Source organism: Bradyrhizobium sp. 1 (assembly GCF_023073315.1).
Taxonomy (GTDB): domain Bacteria; phylum Pseudomonadota; class Alphaproteobacteria; order Rhizobiales; family Xanthobacteraceae; genus Bradyrhizobium.
The window spans coordinates 441,399-457,825 of sequence record NZ_JADPJH010000022.1 but is presented as its reverse complement, the minus strand read 5'-3'; the positions used below and the strand labels follow the sequence as shown (position 1 = coordinate 457,825).

The 16,427-nt window shown below is 65.1% G+C and carries 14 protein-coding genes; 9 read left to right on the top strand and 5 right to left on the bottom strand.

The window, feature by feature from the left end:
* Positions 1-65 precede the first annotated feature (65 nt).
* On the top strand, positions 66-725 hold the full coding sequence (locus tag IVB29_RS18840) for a hypothetical protein (protein WP_247504863.1): 660 nt from the start codon (positions 66-68) through the stop codon (positions 723-725).
* A 305-nt stretch (positions 726-1,030) separates the two neighbouring features.
* On the opposite strand, the gene IVB29_RS18835 is transcribed toward IVB29_RS18840, so the two are convergent.
* Positions 1,031-2,695, bottom strand: a complete 1,665-nt coding sequence (locus IVB29_RS18835; protein ID WP_247504862.1) for an aminotransferase class III-fold pyridoxal phosphate-dependent enzyme — start codon at positions 2,693-2,695, stop codon at positions 1,031-1,033.
* A 35-nt stretch (positions 2,696-2,730) separates the two neighbouring features.
* Between IVB29_RS18835 and asd the strand changes: the two genes are divergently transcribed.
* The gene (asd, locus tag IVB29_RS18830; protein WP_247504861.1) at positions 2,731-3,594 is read left to right on the top strand and encodes an archaetidylserine decarboxylase; all 864 of its coding nucleotides are present in this window, start codon (positions 2,731-2,733) and stop codon (positions 3,592-3,594) included.
* Between the two features lie 66 nt (positions 3,595-3,660).
* The gene (locus IVB29_RS18825; RefSeq protein WP_247505140.1) at positions 3,661-4,245 is read left to right on the top strand and encodes an NUDIX hydrolase; all 585 of its coding nucleotides are present in this window, start codon (positions 3,661-3,663) and stop codon (positions 4,243-4,245) included.
* 183 nt (positions 4,246-4,428) lie between these two features.
* Here IVB29_RS18825 and IVB29_RS18820 read toward each other — a convergent pair whose 3' ends face one another.
* Positions 4,429-5,835: a FecR domain-containing protein gene (locus IVB29_RS18820; RefSeq protein ID WP_247505139.1), complete on the bottom strand. Its 1,407-nt coding sequence runs from the start codon at positions 5,833-5,835 to the stop codon at positions 4,429-4,431.
* A 187-nt stretch (positions 5,836-6,022) separates the two neighbouring features.
* A complete protein-coding gene (locus tag IVB29_RS18815; protein ID WP_247504860.1) occupies positions 6,023-6,790 on the bottom strand; it encodes a DUF2147 domain-containing protein in 768 nt (255 codons plus the stop codon).
* Positions 6,791-6,984: 194 nt separating this feature from the next.
* Between IVB29_RS18815 and IVB29_RS18810 the strand changes: the two genes are divergently transcribed.
* The 3 genes from IVB29_RS18810 to IVB29_RS18800 all read left to right on the top strand — a co-directional run bounded on the left by IVB29_RS18810 (position 6,985) and on the right by IVB29_RS18800 (position 9,937).
* Positions 6,985-7,854: a DUF2147 domain-containing protein gene (locus IVB29_RS18810; protein ID WP_247504859.1), complete on the top strand. Its 870-nt coding sequence runs from the start codon at positions 6,985-6,987 to the stop codon at positions 7,852-7,854.
* 300 nt (positions 7,855-8,154) lie between these two features.
* Positions 8,155-9,348 (top strand): extensin family protein, encoded by a 1,194-nt coding sequence (locus IVB29_RS18805; protein ID WP_247504858.1) that lies wholly within the window; start codon positions 8,155-8,157, stop codon positions 9,346-9,348.
* 1 nt (position 9,349) lies between these two features.
* Entirely contained in the window at positions 9,350-9,937 is a 588-nt protein-coding gene (locus tag IVB29_RS18800; RefSeq protein ID WP_247504857.1) for a histidine phosphatase family protein, read from the top strand.
* 10 nt (positions 9,938-9,947) lie between these two features.
* Here IVB29_RS18800 and IVB29_RS18795 read toward each other — a convergent pair whose 3' ends face one another.
* Both IVB29_RS18795 and IVB29_RS18790 read right to left on the bottom strand, forming a co-directional pair.
* A complete protein-coding gene (locus tag IVB29_RS18795) occupies positions 9,948-10,286 on the bottom strand; it encodes a DUF6665 family protein (protein ID WP_247504856.1) in 339 nt (112 codons plus the stop codon).
* A gap of 55 nt (positions 10,287-10,341) precedes the next feature.
* Complete coding sequence (locus IVB29_RS18790; protein ID WP_247504855.1) at positions 10,342-10,977, bottom strand: TetR/AcrR family transcriptional regulator; 636 nt, start codon at positions 10,975-10,977, stop codon at positions 10,342-10,344.
* Between the two features lie 196 nt (positions 10,978-11,173).
* Between IVB29_RS18790 and IVB29_RS18785 the strand changes: the two genes are divergently transcribed.
* The 3 genes from IVB29_RS18785 (at position 11,174) to IVB29_RS18775 (ending at position 16,383) form a co-directional block, all read left to right on the top strand.
* Entirely contained in the window at positions 11,174-12,481 is a 1,308-nt protein-coding gene (locus IVB29_RS18785) for an HlyD family secretion protein (protein ID WP_247504854.1), read from the top strand.
* A gap of 30 nt (positions 12,482-12,511) precedes the next feature.
* The gene (locus IVB29_RS18780) at positions 12,512-14,095 is read left to right on the top strand and encodes a DHA2 family efflux MFS transporter permease subunit (protein WP_247504853.1); all 1,584 of its coding nucleotides are present in this window, start codon (positions 12,512-12,514) and stop codon (positions 14,093-14,095) included.
* 488 nt (positions 14,096-14,583) lie between these two features.
* On the top strand, positions 14,584-16,383 hold the full coding sequence (locus IVB29_RS18775; protein WP_247504852.1) for an ABC transporter ATP-binding protein: 1,800 nt from the start codon (positions 14,584-14,586) through the stop codon (positions 16,381-16,383).
* Positions 16,384-16,427 lie beyond the last annotated feature (44 nt).

The window sequence follows — 16,427 nt, the reverse complement described above, 5'->3', positions numbered from 1 at the left end:
TGATGTCACACGACCTACATCGAATCCCTGTAAATCCAGAACCCGAAAGCATTTTGGGGGAGAGCATGATCAAGAATTATCTCGAGCAGCTGCGGATCCAGCGCTGGGACGACCATCGCTACTATCACCACAGCCGCATCAATCAGAGTCTGCACTTCGTCAGCGCGCTGAGCTTCCTCTTCGCCTATGTCTGGCTGTTCGTCGATCCGATGCTCTCGGCGCTGGTCGGCTGGCTGGTCTCGATGACCTCGCGCCAGGCCGGTCATTTCTTCTTCGAGCCGCACGATTTCGATCACATCAACCAAGCGACCCACGAGTACAAGGAAGACATCAAGGTCGGCTACAACCTTCAGCGCAAGGTCGTGCTGATGGCGATCTGGGCGCTGTCGCCGCTGGTGCTGGTTGTCGATCCGACGCTGTTCGGCCTGTTCACGCCCTGGGCAAGCGCGACCGACTTCATGCGGCAGGTCGCAAAAATCTGGCTCGTGATCGGCGGCGGCGGTCTGCTGTTCCGCACCGTGCACCTGTTCTTCATCCGTGACGTCGAGACCGGTCTCGTCTGGATGACCAAGATCCTGACCGACCCGTTCCACGATCTGATGCTCTACCGCACTGCTCCGCTCGCTTTGATGCGCGGCGAGCTGATGGATCCCGGCCTGCACCTCAACCCCGAGCACACGCTGGGCTTGATCTCCGAGCCCACGCTCGAAGAGCAGCACGCCTGAGCGCGCTGTTCTCACCAAACACTCCGATGTCTGATGGTTGCGTCATGCCCGGCCTCGTGCCGGGCATCCACGTCTTGGGGGATACCTTTAACGTGACTCAGCGGAGCCGCACGCTCTCTTCACCTCGCCCCGCTTGCGGGGAGAGGTCGAATTTGCGCGTAGCGCAAATTCGGGTGAGGGGGAGTCTCCGCGAGTCTAGCTCTCACCGTGATTGCGGAAGCGGCCCCTCACCCCAACCCTCTCCCCGCGAAGGGCGGGGCGAGGGGGAGGAGAGGGCGGTGCTCGCGGCGAAGCGCAGAAAGGCCTCAGCGGCCAAAGCGCTTGGCCAGCATCTCTTTCAAAATCTGCCGCTTGATGTTCTTGTTGGTGAGCACGCCGTCATGCCACCAGAAGCCGTCGGCCTTCATCTTTTCGGCCGCGCGGACGAAGCGCTCGGCGACTTCGGTGAAGTCGGCGTCGGTGTAGTTCAGGCTGAAGATCAGCCGGCCGGTGCCGACCCAGCTCAGCGACAGGCCTTCGGCGCGCAGGTAATATTGCAGCATCCAGTTGTAGCGGGACGGGGTGGTGTATTTGACCGTCCAGATCGACGAGAAGTTGGCGAACCGCACCGGCAGCTCGGCGTCGGTCATCATCTGGTTGAGCTTTTCGGCGCGACCGTTCCAGGTGGCGTCCAGCCCGTCATAGATGGCGCGGAAGTTCGGGCTGGCGAGCCGGCTCAGGAACTCGTCCATCGCCGTCATGACGTAGGGGTGCGAGTTGAAGGTGCCGCGGGCAAAGCAGATGTCGGCGGGGCGATCGTCGTTGAAGCGGCGCATCAACTCTTTCTTGCCGCAGACCACGCCGACCGGCAGGCCGCCGGCGAGGCTCTTGCCGTAGGTCACCATGTCGGCCTTGACGCCAAAATATTCCTGGGCGCCGCCGGCGGCGAGGCGGAAGCCGACGAACACTTCGTCGAAGATCAGCACGATGCCGCGCTCGGTGCAGACTTCACGCAGCTGCTTCAGCCACTCGGTGTAGGCCGCGCGGTCAAAGTTGCCGCCGCGCGACGAATCGACCAGCGAGGAATCGCCGAGCGCGTTGCCGTTCGGATGCAGGCCCTGGAGCGGATTGACCAGCACGCAGGCGATGTCCTTGCGCGTGCGCAGCACGTGCAGCGTCTTCCCCGACATCTCGGCGAGGGTGTAGGTCTCGTGCGCGGGAATCGGATTGCCGACGCCGGGCTGCACGTCGCCCCACCAGCCGTGATAGGCGCCGGCGAAACGAACCAGATGCGTGCGCTTGGTGTGGTAGCGCGCGAGCCGCACCGCCTGCATCACGGCTTCGGTGCCGGACATGTGGAACGAGACTTCGTCGAGGCCGGAGATCTGGCAGAGACGCTGCACGTTCTCGAGGATGACGGGATGGTAGGGGCCGAGCACCGGACCGAGCGCGTGTGCGCGCTTCTCGGAGCCCTCGATGCACTCCTTGTAGAAGTCGTTGCCGAAGATGTTGACGCCGTAGGATCCCGTGAGATCGTAGGAGGTGTTGCCGTCGACATCCGTGACGGTGACGCCGCTCGAGGATTCCATGAAGGTCGAGGTGCCCAGATGCTCGCGGACGAGACGCGAGAAGGGGAACGGCACGCGGTAGGTTTCGGTGAAGTGCAGGTCGGAGATCGTCTCCGCCGCTTCCTTCGTCATCGCGCGGCCCCTGGGGTAGCGCTCGGCGTAGAGGTTGGCGAGGCGGAAGAAGGCCTCCTTGCGCTGCCTCACCACATTCGCGGGCGCGCCGTCGCAGCCGAAGTACTTGTCGCCCTCGAATTCGTAGAACGGGAGCAGCTTTGCCACCCGGCGCGACATCTTGGAGTGCCCGGCGAGCGACCGGTGCTTGGCGCGGGACAATGCGAGCCGCGCCTTGAGCTTCGGGAAGGCGGCGGCAGCGGACGCTGCGGCGGCCACGGACAAAGAAAGAATCGGGAGTGTCGTTTCCATGACAACAAGCGCTAATACTGCGAGCTGACAGATTCATGACAGTCAAAGCCTTCATCGCCTCTTTCACCCAGCAGGAAGACCTCAACTTCCTGTTGACCAACCGCATCCCTCGCGCGGCCCTGACCCGGTTCATGGGCTGGTTCTCCAAGATCGAGAACCCGCTCATTCGGGACGGCTCCATCGCGCTGTGGAAGCTGTTCTCCGACCTCGATTTGTCGGAGGCGAGCAAGACCCATTTCAAGAGCCTGCACGATTGTTTCACCCGGGAGCTCAAGCCGGGTCTCCGGCCGTTCGATCCGGATCCGTCAGTCGTGGCCAGCCCCTCGGACGGCATCGTCGGCGCCCATGGAAGGATCGCCGACACCGAGCTGTTCCAGGTCAAGGGCGCGCCCTATTCGCTGCTCGACCTGCTCGGCGATTCCGCGCTGGTCGATCAGCATCGCAACGGAAGCTTCGTCACGCTGCGGCTGACGTCGAGCATGTATCATCGCTTCCATGCGCCCTTCGACGCGCATATCGAGCGCGTCACGCTGATCCATGGCGATGTCTGGAACGTCAACCCGATCGCGCTGAAGCGGGTCGAGCGGCTGTTCTGCAAGAACGAGCGTGCGGTGATCCGCACGCATTTGTCGACCGGCGAAGCGGTGACGCTGGTGCCGGTTGCGGCGATCCTGGTCGCGAGCATCCGGCTGCATTTTCTCGACATGGTACTGAATGCGCAGACAAGGGGGCCGGTCAATTTCCCTTGCGACGTCAATGTGAGCAAGGGCGAGGAGCTCGGCTGGTTCGAGCACGGCTCCACCATCATCATCCTGGCGCCCGGCGATTTTACATTCTGCGACGGCATCTCCGAGGGCACGCGCATCAGCGCGGGCCAAGCGCTGTTGAGGAGAAAATAGCCTTCAATCTGCCGTGTCGGCGGCCTATATCGTTCGCGGGGACAAAGCGACGACACGGATCTGATGATGGCGCGGGCGCCGGTGATGGCGGCGGGTGGTATTGTGCTGCGGCGTGGGGCGCCGCTGATCGCGATCGTGCGTCAGCGCAAGCGCAACGAATGGGTTTTGCCCAAAGGCAAGCTCGACGACGGCGAGACGCCGAAGCAAGCCGCGCACCGCGAGGTGCTGGAGGAGACCGGCCACGAGGTCGCCATCCATGAATTTCTGGGCACGCTCGTCTACCAGTCGGGCGGGCGCTCAAAAGTCGTGCATTTCTGGCGCATGGAGGCCTATGGCGGTCCCGTCCGCAAGCTGATGAACGACATCAAGGCGGTCGACTGGGTGACGCTGGAAGAGGCGCTCGCGCGGCTGTCGCGCGAATATGAGCGCACGTTCCTGACGCAAATCGGCCCGATCGCGCTTGCGGCGGCGGGGCTTGCGCCTGTGGCGGCTCCGGAGGCGATCCCCGTTCCCGAACCGGCGCTGCCACTGGCGGCCGACGACATCGATGCAGCCTTGCCGACACTGACGCCGGCCGAAGCGGCGTCCGTTGAAGAGTTGCAACACGGGTTGTTGCAGAAAGTGAAGGCCTGGCTGCGCGGCGAGGCCTGAGTTATGTTCACCTCGCCCCGCTTGCGGGGAGAGGTCGGATTGCATCGAAGATGCAATCCGGGTGAGGGGGACTCTCCGCGAGTCTCTCTCCCACTATTTTCGCCGAAGCAGCCCCTCACCCCAACCCTCTCCCCGTAAGAACGGGGCGAGGGAGCGCACCGACGGCGCGGCGCGCACTACACTCTATCGCCGCTTCTTCTCCTTCGGAGCGGGCGCTGGCTTGCGCGGCGCTGCGGGGCGTTGCGCGCCCGGCAGGCGCTGCTGCAAGCCGGGTTGGCGCGGCGCAGCGCCTTGTTGCGGCTGGACGGCCGGCTGCGCGCCGGGCTGGCCCGGCTGCAATCCGGTGCGCGGCGTCTGTGGTTGCGGTGTCGTGCCCGGCTGCGGCGTGACCGCTCCAGGCTGAGCCGGGGTCTGTCCGTTTCGTTGCGGCTGCGTCACGCCGCCGGGCTGCGTGCCTTGCCCCGTGCGAGGTTGGGCGGCCGGCTGCCCGGGACCCTGCTGGCCGGGTTGTCGCTGCCCCTGGCCTGCGCGCGGCGTGCCCGGCCGCGCGGCGCCGCCTTGTCCTTGCCGTTGCGGCGTCTGTGCACCCGGCTGCTGCTGACCCGGACGGTTGTTCTGACCGGGCTGGCCGTTCGGCCGCTGCTGTTGCTGGGCCGGCGCTGTCGATGGCCGCAATTGCTGCTGCTGTGGCGGCTGGGCCGGCCGCGGAATCCGGCTGATCGCGGCCGGATTGGCGCGGCGGAAATCGCGCTGCTCGGTGACGATCTGCCGGCCCGTGGTCTGTGCCAGATGCACCTGGCTGACGAAGCCGCGGTCGCGCGCGATCTGCTGCGCGGGAATCGTGATCGGCACGGCGGCAAAGCGCATTCCGCCTGTGCCGCCTGCGCGGATTGCAAAGCCGCTCGCGCCTTGTGTCAGCGCGCCGAGCCGCGTGCCGCTCGTGCGGTCGTTGACGTCGATATGTCCGACCCGGCCGTCCGCGTCGGGATAGAGCTTGATGTTGACGTTGTTGGCGCCGCTCGCCGCCGCGCCCTCGGGCACGTCGACGACGCCGGTGGTGCCGCGGATGCCGAGTGTCGCGGTCGGCGTCGCGATCTTCATGTCGCCGGTCTTCGCCACCGCTGCCGCAACGAAGGCGACGGTGCCCTTGCCGATGTCGAAGATCGCCGAATTCTGCTTGCCGCGGTCCTCATAGACGTAATTGTCGATGGTGATTTTTGCGCTGGCGGAGAGGTTGAACGTGGTCGCATCGTTGAAGGTGATGCCGAGCGAGGAGTTCGACGAGGTCTGCACGACGTCGTTGAGATAGATGTCGTCGCGCGCTTTCAGCGGATAGGAGTTCTTGTCGCGGACCACGGTGGCGATCCCCGTGACGGTCGCGACGTTGCCGATCGGCTCGACGGCGGCGGGCTGTGCGTCTGCCGCGGGAGCAGGCGAAGCTGATGGCGCCGGGGAGGGCGCCGGCGTTGGCTGCGCTTGTGACTGTGCCTGCGCAAGCTCGATTGTATCGGAGGCGCAGGCATGACCCGCGCCGGCCAGCGGCAATGCCAGCAGCGGAACAGCAAACACGAAGCGGCGCCAAGCCACCATCAAAGCCACGAATGAGGTCCCGGTGAAAACGCAAGGCGAGGTCTGCCGATATCAGACTGATATGGCTGAACGGCCGATGAACATCTGTCGCATGGCAGGGGCGAATGTTCAAACGCCACGTCCCGGTGTCGGGGACGTGGCGCCATCATGAGAACAAGAAGGCTTGTCAGCCGGGATGCGTTCGGTGTCAGCTCACGCGCTTCCAGGTCTGGCCGCCGCAGAACATGCCGCCGAAGGCGCAACCCTGCACGCGCATCGCGTTCGGACCCTTCATCGCGATCGTCGAGTCGTAGTTCTTGCCGGAGTCGGGATCGTGGATGCGGCCGCTCCACTTCGCGCCGTCGGGCTTCATGTTGATCAAAATGCGCTCGTTGGTCTTCGCGGCGAAGCCGCAGAGATTGGTGCCGCACTGCTCGACGCGGACGTTGCCCTTGTTCTCTTCGGTTGCCCAGACGCCGATCGGCGTGTTGGCGGCTTGCACAGGTGCTGCGGCAACCGGAGCCGGAGCGGGCGCATAAGCCGGCGCTGCTGCGACCGGAGCAGGAGCCGCAACAGGCGCGGGCTGCGTCGTCGTATCGACGGACGGTGCGGCGGCAATTGTCGTCGCCGGCGCGGCGGGAGCGACAGGCGCGGTCGCCTGGACCGGCGCCTGTTGCACGGGCTGCTGCTGCACCGGAGCGGGCGCGGGTTGCGCGGTGCTGGCCGGAGCCGGCGTGGTGTCGACATCATCGTCCTTGGAACCACCAAAGCCCTTGAGGTTGATGTTGTTCAGCTTGATCGGCTTGTCCGAGAGGCCGGGCGCGACGATGGTCACGCAGTTGAGCGATGCGCAGTTGCGCGGCGTCTCGATGCGGATGTGCTGGCCTTCGATCTGGAACGAGAGCGAATTGCCGGCATGGGCTGCGGCAGTGGAAGCGAGGAAGAGCGCGGTGGCGGCGATGGTGAGCTTGTTCATGACAACCTCCGAAAAATGTGCGGTCCCGATATGGACGAAGTCGCTGGTGGATGAAGCGTGGTTCGACCCTATGCCGGGGCTCTCCGGCATTCTGTGATGGGCGTCACAACGGCTCGCGCGCGCTGGGTGAGCCAGCGCACATTCAGCCGCGGTTCCTCCCGTGTAACATTGCCGGGACACAGCGGGAGGCTCCGATGACGCGGCTTGCGACTTCGCTTGGCACATTGATCGCTCTGATGGCGATGGCGCCCGCGGCTCAGGCCGGCTCCTATTCCTTCTCGATCGGCGGCCACCGGTTCCACGTCGAAGCGCCGCGCAACTGCCGATCCGGCTCCTGTGTTTCGGTGTCCAGCCACAGCCTGCGGACGACGGAAGATGTCGGCACGGCACCGGCCCCGACGCCCGCGCGGGTCGTGCAGGCGCCGCAGCCGGTCTATCCGGCTGCTCCAGCGAGGCCACCGCAGGCGACGGTCGTCGCCCCGCCTCCGGCACTGCCGACCCCCGTCCTCGCCGCCACGACGTCACAGCCTGTCGTGCCGCCGGCGCCAAAACCCGCGGCGCTGAGCCCGAATCCACCGCGGGTTGAGCTGTCGCGCCTGGATACGCCGAAGACGATCACGCCCGGACCGCTGCGGACCGAGCCGCCGGTCGACAATCCGGTCCCCACGCTTCAGCCGGCCACAACGATTCCGAATGGTAACGACGACGAGCCTGACTATCTGCCGCTCGGGCAATGGGAGAGCGACGGCGCCAAGAGCATGGTCCGCATCGAACGCTGCGGCCCCGCATTGTGCGGCTATGCGCTGACCGAGAATTCGGCCAAGGGCGAGAGCGTGCTCGTCAACATGAAGCCGAAATCGCATGATGCCTGGACCGGCAGCATCTACAGCCGCTCGAGCGGCAACACCTATTATGGGGCTATGACACTCAAGAGCTCCGGCAAGCTCTATGTCGAAGCCTGCGCGCTCGGCCGCTTCTGGTGCTCCGGCAACGACTGGACGCGCGTCGAGGGGCAGCCGGACAAGGTGGTCACGAGGTCGCGGCAGTGGGGCGCGCGGTCGTGAAGCGCACGATTATGTCGGTCGACGAAGTCTCTAGATCATGCCGAGCACGATGGCGCCGACAAAGGCCATGGCGAGGTACGCGGCGACAACGCTCAGTCTCCCGGCGAAAGTCATGACGTCGCTCCATGCGCGCCTCTCTGCGCGCGAGCGTCATGGTTAACAGAAAGTCTCTTTTCGAAAAAGTCAGTCCTGCTGTCGCTCATCTTCGGCAGCAACCGCGGGGCCGCGCCCGGTATGGTTAAAGAACACTGAAATCAACGTGTTGAAGAGTCTTTAAGTAAATTCACCGAACGTGCGTGCATGACGCGCGGAGTTCGTTTGTATCTCGTCGGCTCCATCGTCCTTGTAACGCTTGCGGGTTGCGGACGCGGCTTTTTCCAGGCCGAACGTGAACCGTGGCGGGCCGAGGCCGAAGCCGCATGCCTGAAATCGGGCGCGGTCAAGGAGAGTGCGGACATCGTCCGCATCGAACCGATCTCCGGTCCGGGCATGTGCGGCGCCGAGTATCCTCTGAAGGTCGCCGCCATCGGTGACGCCTCCAGCAGCTACGGCTTTGCCGATGAGGAATTGCGCCCGCCGGGGAGCGTCGGCAACCAGCCGCGCTGGCCGGTAACGCAGCCGCGACCGAATTATCCGCAGGGGCAGAACTATCCGCAGCGCTCGAACTATCCCGAGAGCGCGGTGCGCCAGCCTTCCGGCTACGGCGCGTCGTCCGGGCCGATGCAACTGAATGCACCCGGCGTGGCGCCGCAGGAGGACGAGATCGACCTGCCGCCCGAGGGCACCGATGCCGCGGGTGCGGCGCGCTACATGAATGCGCCGAGCTATCCGGCGCGGTCGGCGGCACCTTACGCGCAGCCGCCGGCACAGCAGCCGCGCCTCGGCCCTGTGCAAGGCAATCCTGTCACCGCCGTTGGCCCGGTTGTCGTGAAGCCGACTGCGACGCTCGCCTGTCCGATCGTCTCCGAGCTCGACCGCTGGCTGTCCGACACCGTGCAGCCGTCGGCGATGCGCTGGTTCGGCGCCCGCGTCGCCGAGATCAAGCAGATCTCCGCCTATTCCTGCCGCGGCATGAACGGCAATTCGCACGCCCACATCTCCGAGCACGCCTTTGGCAATGCGCTCGACATCGCCGCCTTCGTGCTCGCCGACGGCCGCCGCATCTCCGTAAAGGACGGCTGGCGCGGCATGCCGGAAGAGCAGGGATTTTTGCGCGACGTGCAGTCGGGTGCGTGCGCGCATTTCACCACGGTGCTGGCGCCGGGCTCCAACGTCTATCACTACGATCACATCCACGTGGATCTGATGCGCCGCGCCAGCCGCCGCCTGATCTGCCAGCCCGCCGCGGTCTCCGGCGAAGAGGTCGCCGCGCGGGCGGGTGGACGCAGTCCTTACGCCAGCACGCGCGATCCGTCCGTGACCGGCTCGCTCGGTGCGCGCAAGAGCAACAAGCGCGAGAAGATCAACGAGGAAGACGAGTTCGCGGACGATTGAGATGGCCGCCGATATCATCCGCTATCTCACCCATCCGCAGGTGCACATCGACCCTGATGTCCCCGTGCCGCAATGGGGGCTCAGTTCGATCGGCCGAACGCGGACCGAAGCGCTGGTCAATGCGAGCTGGCTCGCGAACACCACGCAGATCATCTCCAGCGGCGAGCGCAAGGCAATCGAGACCGCGGGGATCATTGCTGTCAGGCTCGGCGTCATGGTCGAGATCCGCGAGGCCATGCACGAGAACGACCGCTCGGCGACCGGCTTCCTGAAGCCGGCCGAATTCGAAGAGGTCGCCGACCAGTTCTTTGCGCAGCCACATCTCAGTGTCCGCGGCTGGGAGCGCGCCGTAGATGCGCAGTCGCGCATCGTGCGCGAGGCCGAGGCGGTGCTCGCACGCAACGGTCCCGGCGACGTTCTCTTCGTCGGCCACGGCGCCGTCGGCACGTTGCTGTTCTGCCAAATTGCCGGCCATCCCATCGATCGCCGTCACGATCAGCCCGCGGGCGGTGGCAATTGCTTTGCGATCACGCGGGACGAACGGCAAATCGTGCATGGCTGGCGCAGGATGGAAGAGATCGGGCCGTAGCTCTGCAACATCATTTCGGCGTCGGCCTCGACGGCGCCTGGACCAGCCCCATGCACAGCTGCACCTCAGCCGGGACGTTGTAGGTTCGCATGATATGGCGGCTGTCGCGCAGGCCGGATGCCTCACGTTGCACCACGAACATCCAGAGCGCCTGGCCGGCTTCCATCACCAGCTTGCGCCGGGCCGGCCGCATCGAAGCAGGTAGCTCCGCCGCAGCGTGCGCGGCGTCGAACTCACGCAAACGCGTGAGCGCCTGTTCAAGCGTGCGGCCCATCCGGCCGAGCGCCGAGGCCTGTTCCTGGACGATCTCATAATGGAGGATATCGACGGGCGGGCGATCACGAGACATGAGCCCAAATATAATGCCGCCGGAGCGGCCGACGCAACGCGCGGCCTGCTTGCCGTTACTTCGCGCGGTACGCCGCCAGAAACATCCGCGTCGCGCTGTCGACCACCTCGGTCATGCGCTCTTCCGACGGCGGGGGCGCGGCCTGGAACACAAAGGGCAGGAAGAGCGAGGCCTTGGACAGTTCCATGAACTGTGATGCCGCAAGGTCGCAATCGTCGATCTTGAGATCGCCGGAGGCGACGTGGATTTTGAGATACTCGGACAGACGGTTGATGGTCTTGTCCAGCACGCGCAGATAGTAGCGGCGCCCGACATCGGGCATGCGCTCGGCGATCGCCATCACGGTGCGGATCGCCGATCCGCCGCCGGGCCGGCACAGCAAATGGATATAGGCCCGGCCGAAATCCTTCAGCGTGGTCTCGGCGTCGCGCGCGGGGTCGAAATTGAACACGACCTGGCCGTGAAAGAGTGCTTCCTGCTCGAGGATGGCTTCGAACAGCGCGCATTTGTCGGCGAAGTAGACGTAGAGCGTGCCCTTGGAGACCTGCGCCGCGCGCGCGATCTCGCCCATGCTGGCGCCGTCAAAACCCAGATCCATGAACACCTTACGGGCACCGTCCAGAATCTGGCGGCGCTTCGAGCTGTCCTCCTCTTGGATGACGTGCAGTTGTTCGCTGGCAGCTACAACCATTGGTTCAGGGTCTCGGAAGGTTTCGGACGGGGTGCCGAACTATGAAACGCAAATAAAGGATTCGGGCCAGTAGGGTCCACGCTTGAGAATATTATGTATATTGACCGAACCGTTCGGTCAATGATATTTAGGATAGCGAGAGGAGCTGGCCGCAAGGCGGCCGTCCTTGATCGCGCTTTTTTGGGGGGAGGCCTTTATGGCCGTATCGAGAGACCAGGCTGCGCGCGTCCTTCGCCAGGAAGCGGATGAGACGGTAGCGGCGAACGGTGACGCCGTGCCCGAGACGCCGGCGGCGCTCGCCGAGCAGCTGCGCTCCCATGTGGCCGAGGAAACCAAGCGCCGCACCGGCGATGCGCCGGAGAAGCCCGTGACCGACAAGCCGGCCCCTACCGCACCCGCCGCTGCCGCGCCAAAATCCGGCAAGCGCAAATTCGTGCTGATGGGCGTCGGCCTCGTGCTGGCGCTCGCGGCCGCGAGCTACGCCGGCTACTACACGCTGGTCGGCCGCTTCTACGTCGCTACCGACGACGCCTATGTCCGCGCCAACAACACCATGCTGGGCGCGCGCGTTGCCGGCCACATCTCCTCGATCCTTGCCGGCGACAACACTACGGTGCGCGCGGGCGACATCGTGATGCGCATCGACGACGGCGACTACAAGATCGCGGTCGACGCTGCCGCGACCAGGATCGCGACCCAGCAGGCCACCATCGACCGCATCGGCCGTCAGGTCGCGGCGCTCGACAGCCAGGTCGCACAGGCCAAGGCGCAGCTGGCTTCGGCTGAAGCCGGCCTCAAGCGCGCCGATCTCGACTATGAGCGCCAGCAGGCGCTAAGCAACAAGGGCTTTGCCTCGCGCGCCACCTTCGAGAGTTCGGAAGCCGGACGCGACCAGGGCGCCGCCGCGGTCAAGGCCGGGCAAGCCGCCTACGACGTCGCCGTCAGCAATGTCGACGTTGCCAAGGCGCAGCAGGCCGAAGCGCAGGCGCAGCTCGCCGAGCTCAAGACCACGCTCGCCAAGGCCGAGCGCGACCTCAGCTTCACCGCGGTGCGGGCGCCGGTCGACGGGATTTTTTCCAACCGCCTCGTCAGCGCCGGCGACTTCATCGCGGTCGGTCAGCGTCTCGGTAATGTCGTGCCGCTCGACAACGTCTATATCGACGCCAATTTCAAGGAAACCCAGCTCAAGCGCATCCGTCCCGGCCAGCCGGTGACGATCAAGGTCGATGCCTACGGCATGCGCAAATTCTCGGGCGTCGTCGACAGCATTGCGGCGGGCTCCGGCTCGGTGTTCACGCTGCTGCCGCCCGACAACGCCACCGGCAATTTCACCAAGATCGTGCAGCGCGTGCCGGTCCGCATTCGCGTGCCGAAGTCTGTCGCGAAGCAGAACCTGCTGCGCGCCGGCATGTCGGTCTATGCGACGGTCGACACCAACAAGGGCGCGGCCGACGCCGACAGCGAGATCGATCTCGACGATCCCACCACGGTCCATCCGCAGTAAGCGCGCCCTCAAGCCCTGCGAGGTCAGACCATGGCGAACGCCACCACTGCTTCACCGGCCATGATGGCGAACCCCGCTTCGGAGCGCATCGCGCCGAAGCGGCTGTTCGCGTTCATCATCATGGTGTTCGGGATGTTCATGTCGATCCTGGACATCCAGATCGTCTCGGCCTCCCTAAGCGAAATCCAGGCCGGATTGTCGGCGAGCTCCAGCGAAGTCTCCTGGGTGCAGACCGCCTATCTGATCGCCGAAGTCATCGCGATCCCGCTATCAGGGTTTTTGTCGCGCGCCCTCGGCACGCGGCTGCTGTTCGCGATCTCGGCCGCCGGCTTCACGGTCTCGAGCCTGCTTTGCGGCTTCGCCACGACCATCGAGGAGATGATCCTCTGGCGCGCGCTGCAAGGTTTCCTCGGCGCCGGCATGATCCCGACGGTGTTCGCTTCGGCCTATACGGTCTTCCCGCGCTCGAAATTCCACATCGTTGGTCCCATCATCGGGCTTGTTGCGACCTTAGCTCCCACGATCGGCCCGACGGTCGGCGGCTACATCACCGATTTGATGTCGTGGAACTGGCTGTTCTTCATCAACGTCGTGCCCGGCATCGCCATCACGCTCGGGGTGATCGCGCTGGTCGATTTCGACGAGCCGCATTTCGAATTGCTCGACCGCTTCGACTGGTGGGGCCTGATCTTCATGGCCGGCTTCCTCGGTACGCTGGAATATGTGCTGGAGGAAGGTCCGCAATATGAATGGCTGCAGGACACCTCCGTCGCGATCTGCGCCTTGATCTGCGTCATCTCGGCGATCGCCTTCTTCTGGCGGGTGTTCACAGCCGCCGAGCCGATCGTCAACTTACGCACCTTCTCCAACCGCAATTTCGCGATCGGCTGCGTCCTGCAATTCTGCATCGGCATCGGCCTCTATGGCCTGACCTATATCTATCCGCGCTATCTTGCCGAAGTGCGCGGCTACAGCGCACTGATGATCGGCGAGACCATGTTCGTGTCGGGCATCACCATGTTCCTGGTCGCGCCGCTGGTCGGCCGGCTCATGGTGAAGGTCGACATGCGCTACATGATCGCGTTCGGCCTTATCGTGTTCGCGATCGGCTCCTACCAGATGACCTGGATCACCCGCGACTACGATTTCTACGAGCTGCTCGTGCCGCAGATCCTGCGCGGCATCGGCATGATGTTCGCGATGGTGCCGACCAACAACATCGCGCTCGGCACGCTGGCGCCCGACCGGGTGAAGAATGCGTCGGGCCTGTTCAACCTGATGCGCAATCTCGGCGGCGCGGTCGGCCTTGCCGTCATCAACACCGTGCTCAACGACCGCACTGATTTGCACATCACGCGCCTCCAGGAGCGCGTGACCTGGGGCAATGCGACCGCGACCGAAACCCTGACCATGCTGATGCAGAAGTTCCAGGGGCTCGGCGATTCCACGCTGATGGCGATGAAGCAGCTCAGCCAGATCGTCCATCGCCAGGCCGCGGTGATGAGCTATGGCGATGCATTCTTCGTGCTGACGGTGTTCTATCTCAGCCTGAGCCTGCTGGTGACGCTGCTGAAAAAGCCGGCCTCGCTGGCCGGCGGCGGCGATGCGCACTGAGCAGCCCCACACTCGGTGTCATCGCCCGGCATTGACCGGGCGATCCAGTACGCCGAGACGGCGCGGCTAGAACCGAGAAGCCGCAGCGTACCGGATTCCCCGCCTTCGCGGCGCCTTCGCGGGGAATGACAGCGGAGTGTGAAGTGGCACCCCGCACCAAATTGCAACACTCGTCCGTGATCTTGCGGGAGCCCCGTTGCAAACCGCAAACGGCACATCTATAAAGCGCACCTCATTCATTCGAACCCGGGAGAGATTTGCATGACTATGTCGCATTCGCAGATCGCACTTCCGCGCTCGATGATGTCCTGGCTCGGTATGTGCTCGACCTCCTAGAGGTCCTTTCCGCCAGCTTCGATTGGGTTTTGCGTCCCGATCGCTCCGCTTCCCAAGTCAAAACCAGTCTCAAGTGACGCCGTCCCGGCCCTCGCGGCCGGCCCGCGTCCATCGATGGAGCCGGCCTGCGCGAGATGCAGCCGGATGATGCCATGACCGCTCTGTCAAAAAAGCCCGCGGCGATACGCGTGGTGCTGCCCTTCGTGTTCCGGCACTGGCTGAAGCAGCCGTGGCGCATCTTCGCCATCGCCGTCGCTCTGCTGGGTGCGACGGTCGCTGACCTGTTCATGCCGGTATTCTCCGGCCATTTGGTCGATGCGCTGACGCGCGGGCCGTCCGATCCCGAGGCGCGCCACGCGGCATTGCTGGCGTTCGGCGGCATCGTGGTGCTGGGCGCGGCCTCGATGGTGCTGCGCCTGGCCGGGTTGCAGGTGATCGTGCCGTTCACGCTGAAGATCATGTCCGAGGTGGCGCAGGATGCGTTCCGGCGCGTGCAGCGCTTCTCGACCGACTGGCACGCCAACTCCTTTGCCGGCTCCACCGTGCGCAAGATCACGCGCGGCATGTGGGCGCTCGACCTGCTCAACGACACCATTTTGCTGGCGCTGCTGCCGTCGCTGGCCGTGCTGATCGGCTCGATGATCCTGCTCGGCGTGCACTGGGCTTCGCTCGGCGCGGTGATCGCGCTCGGGGCGGCTAGCTATGTCACGATGACCGTGCTGTTCTCGACCCGCTACATCGCGCCGGCGGCGCGTGTCTCCAATGCCTGGGACACCAAGGTCGGCGGCACGCTGGCGGATTCGCTGACCTGCAACGCGGTGGTGAAATCCTTTGGTGCCGAGGCGCGCGAGGATGCGCGGCTCGCCCGCGTCATCAGCCGCTGGCGCGTGCGCGTGCGGCGGACCTGGTATCGCTACAACTACACAGCAATGTCGCAGCTCTCGCTGCTGCTCTGCTTGCGTGCGTCCGTGATCGGCGGATCGGTGCTGCTTTGGATGTCCGGGCATGCCTCGCCCGGCGACGTCACCTATGTGCTGACGAGCTACTACGTCATCCACTCCTATTTGCGCGACGTCGGCATGCACATCAACAACCTCCAGCGCTCGGTCAACGACATGGACGAACTCGTCGCGATCCATGACGAGCCGATCGGCATTGCCGATGCCGCCGGTGCGCGGCTGATCGCAATCGAGGGCGGCGAGATCGTGTTCGACGATGTCACGTTCCACTATGGCGGCCATCCTGCGCCACTGTACGACGGGCTGTCGCTGACGATCCGCGCCGGCGAGCGGGTCGGCCTGGTCGGCCGTTCCGGCTCCGGCAAGACCACCTTCGTCAAGCTGGTGCAGCGGCTCTACGACGTCACAGATGGCCGCGTGCTGATCGACGGGCAGGACATCGCGCTGGCCACGCAGCAATCGCTGCGCAGCCAGATCGCGATCGTGCAGCAGGACCCGATCCTGTTTCACCGGACGCTTGCCGAGAACATCGCCTATGGCCGGCCCGGCGCCAGCCTGGAGGCGATCGAGCAGGCGGCGCGGCTCGCCAATGCGCATGACTTCATCCTGCGCCTGCCGAAGGGCTACGGCACGCTCGTCGGCGAGCGCGGCGTCAAGCTGTCGGGCGGCGAGCGCCAGCGCGTGGCGCTAGCGCGCGCCTTCCTGGCCGATGCGCCAGTGCTGATTTTGGACGAGGCGACGTCGAGCCTCGATTCGGAATCGGAGGCGCTGATCCAGCAGGCGATGGAGCGGCTGATGAAAGGCCGCACCTCGATCGTGATCGCGCACCGGCTGTCGACGGTGCGGAGCATGGATCGGATCCTGGTGTTCGACCGCGGCGAGATCGTCGAGCAAGGCACCCATGCCATGCTCGCGGGCAAACCCGGCGGCATCTATCGCGGCCTGTTCGAGCGCCAGGTGGTGGAGCTCGGACAGATCGCAGCGGCGGAATGAGGCGCGCGGCGGCGGGCGAAAGTCCCGCCGTCATGCCGCTTAAG